This is a genomic window from Pseudomonas sp. OG7, assembly GCF_014192825.1.
Taxonomy (GTDB): Bacteria; Pseudomonadota; Gammaproteobacteria; order Pseudomonadales; family Pseudomonadaceae; genus Aquipseudomonas; species Aquipseudomonas monteilii.
The window spans coordinates 236,423-248,261 of record NZ_JACHYK010000002.1; the positions used below are offsets into that span (position 1 = coordinate 236,423).

The 11,839-nt window shown below is 61.4% G+C and carries 8 protein-coding genes; 3 read left to right on the top strand and 5 right to left on the bottom strand.

Annotated features, from left to right (window positions below):
* Positions 1-5: 5 nt before the first annotated feature.
* From FHW75_RS05605 to FHW75_RS05615, 3 genes are read right to left on the bottom strand one after another with little or no spacing between them, the layout of a single operon-like run.
* Positions 6-959 carry a class I SAM-dependent methyltransferase gene (locus tag FHW75_RS05605; RefSeq protein ID WP_019096417.1) on the bottom strand — a complete coding sequence of 318 codons (954 nt, stop codon included), beginning with the start codon at positions 957-959 and terminating at the stop codon, positions 6-8.
* A complete protein-coding gene (locus tag FHW75_RS05610; RefSeq protein ID WP_183673471.1) occupies positions 959-2,284 on the bottom strand; it encodes an iron-containing redox enzyme family protein in 1,326 nt (441 codons plus the stop codon). Before FHW75_RS05610 ends, FHW75_RS05605 begins: the two co-directional genes overlap by 1 nt.
* 14 nt (positions 2,285-2,298) lie before the next feature.
* Complete coding sequence (locus FHW75_RS05615) at positions 2,299-2,484, bottom strand: hypothetical protein (protein ID WP_016714230.1); 186 nt, start codon at positions 2,482-2,484, stop codon at positions 2,299-2,301.
* Positions 2,485-2,696: 212 nt separating this feature from the next.
* Between FHW75_RS05615 and FHW75_RS05620 the strand changes: the two genes are divergently transcribed.
* The 3 genes from FHW75_RS05620 (at position 2,697) to FHW75_RS05630 (ending at position 8,598) form a co-directional block, all read left to right on the top strand.
* Positions 2,697-3,197, top strand: a complete 501-nt coding sequence (locus tag FHW75_RS05620; RefSeq protein ID WP_027609003.1) for a DUF4142 domain-containing protein — start codon at positions 2,697-2,699, stop codon at positions 3,195-3,197.
* Positions 3,198-3,269: 72 nt separating this feature from the next.
* Positions 3,270-4,367 (top strand): mechanosensitive ion channel family protein, encoded by a 1,098-nt coding sequence (locus FHW75_RS05625; protein ID WP_019096419.1) that lies wholly within the window; start codon positions 3,270-3,272, stop codon positions 4,365-4,367.
* 121 nt (positions 4,368-4,488) lie between these two features.
* Complete coding sequence (locus tag FHW75_RS05630; RefSeq protein WP_084297110.1) at positions 4,489-8,598, top strand: CheR family methyltransferase; 4,110 nt, start codon at positions 4,489-4,491, stop codon at positions 8,596-8,598.
* A 39-nt stretch (positions 8,599-8,637) separates the two neighbouring features.
* On the opposite strand, the gene FHW75_RS05635 is transcribed toward FHW75_RS05630, so the two are convergent.
* Both FHW75_RS05635 and FHW75_RS05640 read right to left on the bottom strand, forming a co-directional pair.
* Entirely contained in the window at positions 8,638-9,153 is a 516-nt protein-coding gene (locus tag FHW75_RS05635) for an MgtC/SapB family protein (RefSeq protein ID WP_019096421.1), read from the bottom strand.
* A 211-nt stretch (positions 9,154-9,364) separates the two neighbouring features.
* Positions 9,365-11,803: a TonB-dependent receptor gene (locus FHW75_RS05640; RefSeq protein WP_183673298.1), complete on the bottom strand. Its 2,439-nt coding sequence runs from the start codon at positions 11,801-11,803 to the stop codon at positions 9,365-9,367.
* Positions 11,804-11,839: the final 36 nt, after the last annotated feature.

The following is an 11,839-nucleotide window of genomic DNA, read 5'->3' on the forward strand; positions in this document are numbered from 1 at the left end:
CGCTATCAGCCGCGACGGGTGACGGTCAGGGCCACGGCGGCAATGCGCTCGACCTGCTCGTAACCGGGTTCAAGCAATTGCTCACCGAATACATCTGGGTCCAGCTCGCGATAGAACCAACTGAACACAGGCCCCGCCAGGCGTAACCGCATGGCTTCGAGCAGCGCGTCGCGCCCCTCGACGATGGCGACACCGGTGTAGAGCAGCAGCGTCCCCCCGGGCGACAGGCGCTCAAGGGCTTGCTCGACGATGCGCAGCGACAGCTCGGCACCCAGTGCGCCGCCGCCGTGGCGGTAGGCGCGCTGGCCGGCGTCGAGCATGTACGGCGGGTTGGCGACGATCAGGTCGAACGTACCCGCGATGTCATTGAGCAGGTCACTGCGCTCGACCGAAACATTGGCCACACCGGCCAAGGCGGCATTGATGGCGGTGTAGCGCAATGCCATAGGGTTAATGTCCACTGCGCAAACCTGCGCGTGTTGGGCGGCGCGAGCGATCAGCAACGCCCCTACACCGCTGCCACAGCCGATGTCTACGGCATGCTGCACGCGCTCGGGCGTGCTTCTCAAATGATCGTGTATCAGCTGGGCGAAACGGTAGCTGTCCGGGCCAAAGAACACCGCGTCGCGGCTGTCCGTTGGCCAGGCAGCATGTACCAGCAACAGATCGTCCAGGCTGGACCAGCGCACAGTGCTGCGCCACAGTGCACCTTGGGCCTCCAGCACGCCAGCGAGGCGCAGCTGCTCCAGTTCGTCGGGGCTTAGCAGTGACGCGGCGAATGGCCTACTCCAGCCGAACACATCACGCAGGGTACGCGCCTGCTGCGCATCGTCCCGGGCATTGACCCTGGCTTGGGTCGCCGGCGTCACGCAGGTAAAACGATAGCCGTCGGCACGCAAGCGGTTCCCCAACTGCAGCAAGGCCTCATCGGCACGGATCTGGTCTTGGTCGAGCAGCATCAATGAAGCCCTCCGTTCATCAAACCGGTGGCCTGGATGAACGCATGAGTGGCGTGCAGGCCCTGAGGGGTGGCGTGCCGATTGCCGGCCATTGCATCGATTAGCGCAGGTATGTCCGGTACCTGGGATGCGATGGGGACTTTATCGTCCAGTTGCAAGGCATGTTCCCATTGCCCTGGCGGCACCCGACGGATTCCGGTGCCTTGCCAGGAGCCGGCGATCCAGTCATGCCAGAGTTGCTTTTCATAGGCATCGAACACACCGAACATGGCTGCGGTCGGGCCCTCGATCAGCGACCAGAAGCGGCTTTGCCCAGGATCGCTGTCACGCTTGATCCAGCCTTGAGCCTGTAATGCTTCAAGAAACCCGGGCATCGCGCCGGGCTCAGCAAGCCACTGGTTGATGGTGCGTCCTTGCAGGCGACAGCGGTCCGAATGCATGCACTGCCCGTAGATGCGCTTGCGTTCCAATGTACTTAGCAACTCCGCATGCAGGTCGAACGAGGCGATCAACGAGGTTGTGTCTATACCCAGGTCATTAAGCCGGTAGCCGTGTCTCACGCGTTCATAGAACGCCGGCCCCTGATCCCGTGCCAGCTCGGTGAAGCACTCCACGGCACGCCTCGCGTGGCCGCTGGCGGCATTGTCGATGGTCACGTGCAACTGGAAGTAATGGGCGTCGATACCTAGCTCGGCCAGCTCGTGGGTGGTGATCAGCAGGTGCAAGGGCGGTTGCTCGTAACCCAGGTTGTAACCGACCACTTCCGGCAAGAATCGCTGGCAGTGCTGCCCCAAGGCCAGTTGCAGCGCGCCCTGCAGGTAACGAGCGGGGTCAAGCGGCCGCTCCTGTGAGCAACCCAGACGGCTGAGCAAGCGCTGGTAGATCAGCACGTGATTGCAGCGTGGGTCGCCGTCGCCGAGTTCTTCGAGGAAGGTGCGGATCAGCCCATGGAAGCGCGGGTCCTGCCAATGCCGTAGGGCTCCGTGTAGCCATGCGCCGTCGACCGCTTTGGTCGGCGCGACTTGCTGCAAAAACCACAAGGCATGGGCACGATTGGCAAAAAAACGACGGGGGCCGCCCTGACGCCGTTGTTCCAGATAGGCCGCATGCTCGCTGGCGACACGGCCCGCATGGTTATCGGCCCATTGCGGGATTAGCCCAGGATCATCTGGCAGGTCGTCGGAAAGCGCACGGGCCAGACGCAGTTGCTCCTCCAGCCAGGCCTCGGTGGTGGGCTCCGGGCCCTCAAGTAGCGCTCGATAGCGATGCTCCAGCCCTAAGTTGGCATTGTGAGGCCTTATACCTGCCTTTGTCGTCGCCACCATGCCCTGTACCTCACTCATTGATTCTGCGGTTTGGTGTCAGCTGGAGGGTTAGTTACAGGGTCACTGGGTTGCTGCATCTGAAGTGACGGTTTGCTTGGGTCGGCATCCTTCGCTGGATGATCACTATCGCGGTCGAAGCAACCTCCGAGCAGCGAGAAACTGGCAGTCAACAGCAACATGGCGAACAGGTTGTTTTTCATGATGGCTACTCGTTTTTGTGAAGACCTAAACCAACGAGTCCCACCTGTCCCCCTGAATTCGTTCTGATTACGACATAGCGGATGAGCGGTGCCCCGAAACGCAGATTGCGCCACGGCACCCCTGTTTTTCAGAAAAACTAAACCTTCACCCACTCCTGCGGTTCAACCGAGTGCGACATTGAGGTCGCGCCAACAGAACGAAGGAGTGAGACATGAACACACCATTCTTGAAAATCGCCGGAGTTACCCTGTTGATGGGCCTGGCTTCGCTGCAGGTACAGGCAGCGTCTTCGGACGATTTCGTCGATGCGGCCACTGAAGCCGGTATCGCCGAAGTGGTCACCGCCAACCTGGCGCAGGAAAAGAGCCAGAGCGCAGACATCAAGCAATTCGCCCAGCAAATGGTCACAGACCATACCAAAGCCAACCAGGAACTCGGTGATATCGCCCGCAAGCTGGACATCAGCGTGCCCGACGAAGCGGCGCTGACCGACAAGGTCAAGAAGATGATCCTCGAATGGCGCGACGAGTCGTTCGACCGGTCATACGTCAATAACCAGGTCGACGCGCACGAGAAGGCCGTGGAACTGTTCAAGAAAGAGGCCGCCTCCTCCGACAAGCCGGAGCTCAAGGCCTTCGCCAGCGACAAGCTGCCAACGCTGCAACACCATCTGGAACAGGCCAAGGCGCTGCAAGCCACCCACGGCAAGTAACCCACACGTCACCGCGCAATCCCAGGGGCCGCCCTGCGGCCCTGCCATGAGCCATCTGGAGGTGGGCTCCCCATGAATGATCGAATCATCGAACTGTTCACCGACACCACATTCTTTGGCATTTCGATTCTCAACTTGCTGGTAGCGCTGTGCGTTGCCGTGCTGACGTTCGTGGTTGCCAGAGCTGTCATCGGCCTCTTGATGCGCCGGGTGCAGCGCTGGTCCGAACATGACGGGGCAATGAGCCAGGTGCTGGCCAAGGTACTGGCCGGCACCAGCAACAGCCTGCTGATGCTTGCTTCGCTGCTGGTGGGTTTGAGCATGCTGGACCTGCCCGAGCGCTGGTTGGGCCGGGTCAGTAGCTTGTGGTTCGTGGTCGCTGCCCTGCAGATCGGCCTCTGGGTCAATCGCGCCATCGCGCTGGGCCTGACCCGCTACTTCAGCCGGCACAGCGCCGACGGCCTTTACCAAGGCAGTGCGCTGGCCACGCTTTCGGCCTGGGGCGCACGGGTGCTGCTGTGGTCGGTGGTGTTGCTGGCCATGCTGTCCAATCTGGGCGTCAATATCACCGCCTTCGTGGCCAGCCTGGGTGTGGGCGGGATTGCCGTCGCCCTGGCTGTGCAGAACATCCTGGGTGACCTGTTCGCCTCGTTGTCGATCGCCGTCGACAAGCCGTTCGAGGTCGGTGACTTCATCGTCATCGGGCCGCTGGCCGGTACGGTGGAGCATGTGGGGCTGAAGACCACGCGCATCCGCAGCCTGGGTGGCGAGCAGATCGTCATGGCCAATGCCAGCATGATCAGCAGCACCATCCAGAACTACAAGCGCTTGCAGGAGCGCCGCATCGTATTCGAGTTCGGCTTGTCCTACGACACCCCCACCGAGGCGGTAAAACAGGCGCCCGCGATCGTCGAGGAAGCGATCAAGGCCCAGCAGCAGGTGCGTTTCGACCGCGCCCACCTGCGGGGTTTTGGCAAAGAGGCCCTGGAGTTCGAATGCGTCTATATCGTGAAGGACCCGGGCTACAACCTCTACATGGATATCCAGCAGGCAATCAATTTCCACCTGCTCGAGCGCTTCAACAGAATCGGTGCCAAGTTTGCCGTGCCGGTCCGTGCCATCAAGGTCACCGCACTGCCGCAACACCGCGAGCAGCCCCAAGCCCTTTGACCGACAGCGGCACTTTGGCCAGCGTAGCCAGTCCTAACCTTGAACCCGCTCGTCGATTGATCGGTGTCGGGCCTATAATCGCTGCCCCTGCTCATTCCCGGTTCGCACAAGGCTCGTGCCCATGAAATCGTCCAGCAAGACTACCCTCGCGTCGCCGCACAACCCTGCGCTGAGCCCCAGCCACCTGGATTTCCCAGTGGTGGGCATCGGCGCATCGGCCGGCGGGCTGGAGGCGGTCCAGGCGTTTTTCCAGCACGCCCCGGAGCATAGCGGCATGGCGTTCGTCGTGGTACTGCATTTATCGCCGGACCACCAGAGCCAGGCCGATCGCCTGATCCAGCGCGTCACGCGCATGCCGGTGTACCAGGTGAGCGAGCCGGTACCGATCGAGCGTGACCACGTCTATGTGATTTCGCCGGCCAACCGCCTTTCCACCAACGATGGTTACCTGCGGGTCAGCCCGGCCAGGCGTAGCCGTGGCGACCATGTCGCCATCGATCTGTTCTTCCGGGACCTGGCGGACGTACACAAGGACCATGCGTTCTGCGTGATTCTTTCAGGCTGCGGCAGCGATGGCGCCGTGGGCCTGTCGCGCATCAAGGAGCAGGGTGGCGTGACCTTGGTGCAATCGCCCGATGACGCCCAATACTCCGACATGCCCAAGGCAGCCATCGCTACCGGCATGGTCGACCTGATCCTGCCGGTGGCCGAGATTCCCGGCAAGCTTCTGGAACTGTGGCGCACGGCGCGCAAGGTCAAACTACCGGCGATCGAAGACGACAGCCTGCCGCCTCCCCTTGGCGAGCGCTCAGGCGACCCGGCGCAGAGCGACCCGCTGCTCGACGACATCCTCACCCGCCTGCATGCCAGCACCGGCCATGACTTCCAGCACTACAAGCGGGCAACGGTCCTGCGCCGGCTTGAGCGGCGCTTGCATGTCACTGCGCAGACCGACCTGGCCAGCTATCGCGATTACCTGGAGGGTCACCCGGAGGAATGTCGCGCCCTGTTGGCTGACATGCTGATCGGCGTGACCAACTTCTTCCGTGACCGGGACGCCTTCGAAGCCCTGCAACAACAGGTGATGCCGGGCCTGGCCAATGACGACAGCGAAGACCTGCAACGCGAAGTGCGCATCTGGTCGGCAGGCTGCTCTTCGGGAGAGGAAGCCTACAGCCTGGCGATGATTGCGACCGAACAGCTGGCGATGGGGCAGCGCAGTGCCAAGGTACAGGTGTTCGCCACCGACCTCGACGAGCGTGCGATCAATCTCGGCCGGCTAGGCGTTTATCCCGATGCCATCGCCACCGATGTACCCACGGCCAGGCTGCGTCAGTTTTTCATCAAGGAGGACCAGCATTACCGGGTACGCAAGGACATCCGCGAAAAGGTGCTGTTTGCCCGGCACAACCTCTTGTCCGATCCACCGTTCTCCCAGTTGGACCTGGTGGTATGTCGCAACCTGCTCATTTATCTGGACCGGGAGGTGCAACGGGAAATCCTGCGTCTGTTCCACTTCGCCTTGCGAAAGGGCGGCTACCTGTTCCTGGGCAGCTCGGAGTCGGCAGACGTGGCGGCCGACCTGTTCATTGCCGTGGACAAGCGCCATCGTATTTTCCGCGCACGCGAGGTGGAGCCGGCGCGTCGCCCGGGGCGCCTGCTGACGCCCGACACACTGGCGGCGCGCGCCAAGCCCAAGCCCATGCGCAAATTGTCCTACGCCGAAGTTCACCACCGTGCATTGGCCAGGCATACGCCGCCCAGCCTGATCGTCGACCTTGATGGCAACATCCTGCACATGAGCGACGGTGTCGGGCGCTTCCTGCGCCATGCCGGGGGCGAACTCAGCCCCAGCTTGCTGAACCTGGTGCTGGCACCACTGCGCCCTGTCCTGCGCAGTAGCCTGCTGCAGGCACAGAACACGGGCCAGCCGGTGACCTCTGGCGCGGCGATAATCACCGTCGACGATCATCGCGTCGAGGTACAGGTCGAGGTCCAGCCGCACCAGGATGAACCCAGCGGCAGCGAATGCCTGCTGGTGGTTTTACATGTCCGCGAAGCCGAACAACACAGCCAGCCGGTCATCCAGCAAACCGACGGCATGGTGTTGAACACGCTGGAGCGCGAGCTCCAGCGCACCCGCCAACAGTTGCAGGAAACCATCGAACAGTCGGAAATCTCCAGCCAGGAGCTGACCGCCTCCAACGAAGAGATGCAGGCGATCAACGAGGAGTTGCGCCTGGCCAGCGAAGAGCTGGAAACCAGCAAGGAAGAGCTGCAATCAATTAACGAAGAATTGCTGACGGTCAACTACGAGCTCAAGACCAAGGTCGATGAAACCGACAAGGTCAACGACTACCTGAGCAACCTGATCGCCTCCACCCAGATCGCCACCGTGTTCGTCGACCGCAACCTGCACATTCGCTGGTTCACCCCCAGGGCCACCGATATTTTCAGCATGCTGCCGGTCGACACCGGCCGCTCGCTACTGGACATCACCCACCGCCTGGAGTACCCAGGCCTGGCGGACGATGCGCGTGCGGTGATCGAGCGCGAAACCACGATCGAGCGTGAAGTGATCGGGCAGGACCAGCATTGGTACCTGGCGCGCCTGCTGCCATATCGGGCCAGCGAGCAGAATGTCGATGGCAGCGTACTGACCTTTATCGACATCACCAAGAGTCGCGCCGCCGAAGAACGTTTGCGCCAGGGTGAAGAGCGCATGCGTCTGGTTGCCGAAAGTACCCATGACTTCGCCATCATCCTGCTTGACGAACAAGGCCTGATTATCGACTGGAACACCGGCGCTGCGCTGATCTTCGGCTACGCCAAGGACGAAGTCATTGGCCAGCACTATTCCCTGATCTTCACCGAGCAGGACCGCGAAAATGGCGAGCCGGCGCGTGAGCTGCGCGCCGCCCGTCTGCATGGCCGTGGCCAGGACGAACGCTGGCATGTGCGCAAGGACGGCAGCCGCTTCTACTGCAGTGGCGAAGTCTCGCGCCTCAAGGGCAGCAGCTTGCGCGGTTACGTCAAGATCGCCCGTGACCTGACCGGCCACAAGCGCCTGCAGGACGAACAAAGCAAGCGCCTGGCCGAGTCGCAGAGTTCAAGCCACATGAAGGATGAGTTCTTCGCGGTGATGTCCCACGAGCTCAAGCACCCACTGAACCTGATTCAGCTCAATGCGGATATCTTGCGACGTATACCGTCGGTCACAAGTACCGACATGGCGAGCAAAGCGGTCAACGTCATTCGCGAAGCGGTCACCAGCCAGGCGCGGATCATCGATGACTTGCTCGATGTAGCGCGCATCCGCACGGGCAAGCTCAAACTGAAGACGCAGCCTGTCGATTTGTGTGCCGTGCTACAAGGTATCTGTTCTGTAGCCTGCAACGAGCAACGCGGCCGCAATGTTCGGCTGGCGCTCCCGGCCGATGGCGAACCGGTCTATGTGGAGGCCGACAGCACACGTGTCGAGCAGATCATCTGGAACCTGTTGAACAACGCTCTGAAGTTCAGCCCTGCCGATGGCGAAATTCTGTTGAAACTGACTCGGCAGGATGAGCAGGCACGCCTTGAAGTCATCGATCAGGGCATAGGCCTCGCCGAAAGCTCGCTGGAAGATATTTTTGAGCTATTCAACCAGGCGGCATCAACCGGCCATGGGCGTGAGGGGCTGGGCATTGGCCTTTCCCTGGTCCGTCAATTGGTAGAGGCCCATGGCGGAGCGGTCAGCGTAGAGTCTCCTGGAATAGGCCAGGGTTGTACGTTCATCATCACCCTGCCTTTGCGCGTGTATACCCAGCAACCCCAGGATCAGGGCGACGTGCTGCCACCAGAAGGTCGCCTGAAAGGCGTTCGCATCCTGTTGGTGGATGACTCGCTCGATGTGCTGGAAGTGATGGAACAATTGCTGTTGATGGAGGATGCCGACGTCGATGCCTACAGCGACCCGAAACTGGCGCTGCAATCGGCGGCGGACGCGCGTTACGATGTGATCATTTCCGACATCGGCATGCCTGGCATGGACGGCCATGCACTGATCCGGGCGCTGCGCGGCCTGGAGCATCTGCGTTACATCCCTGCCATCGCGTTGACAGGCTATGGCGCAAGCGCTGACCAATACAAGTCTCGCCAGTCCGGGTTCGACCGCCACCTGAACAAGCCAGTGGGTTATGACGACCTGGTCGACGCAATCGAGCGCCTGAATGGCTCAGCGTCGGTCTGAACAAGGGCAGGCAGGCTTTGTGGCGGCGACCCACGCCCCTCATTGCTTCCTGCCCTCTTCCTTCTGTTTTTCTTCGTTCGGCCCTTCGACCTTGTCCACCAGCAAGGGCATCGTGCCCAGCACCAACAGCGCCAGCACCGTGCTGACCAGCGCCGTGGCTTCGCGCCCCATCCCCGCTGCCGTACCGATGGCAGCCGTCATCCATAACCCGGCAGCAGTGGTCAGGCCTTTGACGTGACTGGTGTCCTGGCCATTGCCTTTGAGAATGGTGCCAGCACCCAGAAAGCCGATACCGGCAACGATGCCCTGAATCACCCGACTGAGCGCCTGCGCATCGGCACCTGCCATGCTCGGTGCCAGCACGAACAGCGCCGCGCCCAACGAAACCAGCATGTGCGTGCGCACCCCGGCAGACTTGCCCTTGTGCTCGCGCTCGAAACCCAGAACGGCGCCCAGCACGGCAGCCATCACCAAGCGTACAAGGATTCGCACGATCTCGCGCTCATCACCAATATCGGCGAATTCGGCCAGGATTGTTTGCCAGATCATATCCATGGACAGGTTCCGGCCTGACGAGGCTCTCTGCCGGTGCAGCGCTCTTCACAGGCTCGCGTTCGTTCGATCTCGATGGGCATGGTAGCGTTTTCCGAGGGCGGTTAAAGCGTATGACTGCGAGCACTGCAAGGTTACTGCATCACGTTCCACAAAGCGTCTCGCCCTGTAAACGATCACCAGGCTCCATACCGGCCCGGTGATGTTCATCACCTTACCAATTGTGCGTATAACTGGCAGTCAACACAGTGCCGGGTGCTGGCAAGTGGCTGGTGTTGTTGTTATTGCGCAGCAATTGACTGTAGAGCGGGTAGTAGTCGCGATTGAACAGGTTCTGGATGCCGACGCTTACCTTGTCGTCAGCGGATATCTGGTACTGGCTGACCAGGTCCACTGTTGTATAGCTACTCACTTGATGCCGACCAAAGCTGTCCACGCCGTCGAGCCTGTAGTCCTTGGCGTCGAAGAACGTAGCTTGCAAGCGGTTGCTCCACTCCAGTGTCGGTTTGTACTGGACGTAGGCGGTCAGCTTCAGGGGTGGAACGCGATAGCCGGTCATGTCTTGCCAGCCTTTGCCGTCCGGTTTTTCTCGTCCGCGCATCCAGGTCGCACTCCCCCCTGCGCCCCACACCGCATCGTCCGACAGCCAATCTGCACTGGCTTCAGCTCCGTAGATGCGCTCCTTGGTGCGGGTCAGAATCAGGCCATTGTTGAAACTCTGCACATCCCCCAGTTTGGAGGTGGTGTAGAACAGCGCCAAGGTGCCGAGGGTGTTGCTGCCCAGCTCTCCTCGCCAGCCAAGCTCATAGTTGTTGGTTTTGACCGGTTCCAGGTTCGATGCGCCGATGTCGAAACCACGGCGGGCATTGCGCAATTGAATACCCACGTCGGGCAATTGGAAGCCCTGGCTGAAAGAGGCGTAGATCTCCTGGCCGAGTACCGGTGAGTAGACGATGCCCAGGTTCGACAGCAGCGCATCGTAATGAACTTCGCCCCCCTTCACCGCCACCGGGGAGGCAGCCGTGGATTCGGACAAGGGAACGAAGTCATCGAATTCGGCAGTGGAGTATTCGTAGCGCAGGCCGCCGTCGACAGACCAATGCTCATCAAAACGATGCTGTAGCTGGGCGAAGGCACCGGCGCTTCGCGTCCTCAGCGGGGGCATGTAGGTGAGCTTGCCGGTCTTGTCGAAGACCAGGCCGCCACTGGCGTCATAAACCGCAGGGTCGAAGACATCGAGCGGCATGTCGCTGCGCTCCTGGTTATAGTCGCCACCCCACACCAGCTCGGTACTCCCGCTTTCGCCAAGCGGCGTGCGCAGGGTCAGCCGGCTGCCGAACACTTCGCTGTTCTGCATGATCTGGTCCACGTTGCCGCCGCGAGTGGCAACGGCCCGGGCGTCGAACGGCGTGAAGCGGGTGAAATAGTCCCGGTAGTACATCTGGGCAGAAAGCCGGCTGCCGAGAATGTCGAGATTTTCGTACTCCAGGTTCACCAACGTGTTGCGAATGCGGTTCTGTTCATCAAGATCCAGGCCCTTGATCGCATTGGCCGGCACAGAGCCTGCGGGGAGTTTCGCGACGCTCGGGTCTGTAGCGTAGTCGCTGTCCTGGCGTGCATCGTAGTGGCTGACTGCAAGCTGGATTCGCTGGTTCTCGTCGATGTGCAGCCCCAGCTTGCCGCCGATGTTGTAGATGTTCGAATCGAACAGGTCGCCTTGACTGGGCTCCGGGGCGATCCGGCCGCCATGCGCATCGTACGAGGCACCGATGTGGCGGGTGCCGAAGTCGAACGCATAGTCCACCGCTCCCTGAGAGCCCGCGAAATACTGCTGGAACTGGCCCCCCAGGCCATCGCTGCCCAGGCGGGTAAGTGGCGAGGTAGCGCTCAGGCTGGTTTCGGCACGGTTTTCACCACCGGCAGGCCGTGTAGTGATGGAGATGATGCCCCCCGTGGCGCCGCTGCCGTAGATGGCGCTGCTGCCACGGATGACTTCGACCCGTTCGATCAGCGCCGGGTCGATGTTGGCCAGGTTGCGCGAAGAGTCGCGGTTGGTATTGAGCGGCACCCCGTCGACCATGACCAACATGCTGCGCCCGCGCAGGGTCTGGCCATACTCGGTGATGGTGCGGCTGGAGTCGGACATGCCCGGAATCGCCTTGGCCAGTACCGTGGCCAGGCTCTCTGAACCCTGGCGCAGCTCCTGCAGTTGTTCATGCTCAAGAACGGTGGATTGCCGCGTTGCGGAAACCAGGCTGCTGCTGGTGCGCGAGGCGGTGATTTCCATCTGCGCCATTTCCACGGGCACGCTCTGGGTCACGAGGCTGGATGCAGGGGCACCCTGCGCGACGATGACGAACGTACGCTCATCCTTGGCCTGTACCTGCAAGCCACTGTCCTTGAGCAGCGTTTGAAGCGCTTCCTCAGGTGTGAACCGCCCTTTCACCGCAGGCGCGTTTCGGCCTGCACCGAGATCGCTGGCAAAGATGACCTGTACCGAAGACTGCTGCGCAAGGGCGTTGATGGCCTCCCCCAGCGGCGCGGCGGGGAGATCCACGCTCACCTTTTCCCGGCCCTGGGCCGACATTGCGATGAGCAGGCTACTGGCGAGCAATGACAGGCGTAGTTGGCGACTGCGGAGGGGAAAATGCACGTCTCGAGTTCCTTTGTTGGTTGGGCTTTTTTTCAA

Coding starts and splice junctions, on each gene's coding strand:
- FHW75_RS05610 (WP_183673471.1), bottom strand. CDS start 2,284: ATGGTGGCGACGACAAAGGCAGGTATAAGGCCTCACAATGCCAACTTA.
- FHW75_RS05630 (WP_084297110.1), top strand. CDS start 4,489: ATGAAATCGTCCAGCAAGACTACCCTCGCGTCGCCGCACAACCCTGCG.
- FHW75_RS05605 (WP_019096417.1), bottom strand. CDS start 959: ATGCTGCTCGACCAAGACCAGATCCGTGCCGATGAGGCCTTGCTGCAG.
- FHW75_RS05635 (WP_019096421.1), bottom strand. CDS start 9,153: ATGGATATGATCTGGCAAACAATCCTGGCCGAATTCGCCGATATTGGT.
- FHW75_RS05615 (WP_016714230.1), bottom strand. CDS start 2,484: ATGAAAAACAACCTGTTCGCCATGTTGCTGTTGACTGCCAGTTTCTCG.
- FHW75_RS05625 (WP_019096419.1), top strand. CDS start 3,270: ATGAATGATCGAATCATCGAACTGTTCACCGACACCACATTCTTTGGC.
- FHW75_RS05620 (WP_027609003.1), top strand. CDS start 2,697: ATGAACACACCATTCTTGAAAATCGCCGGAGTTACCCTGTTGATGGGC.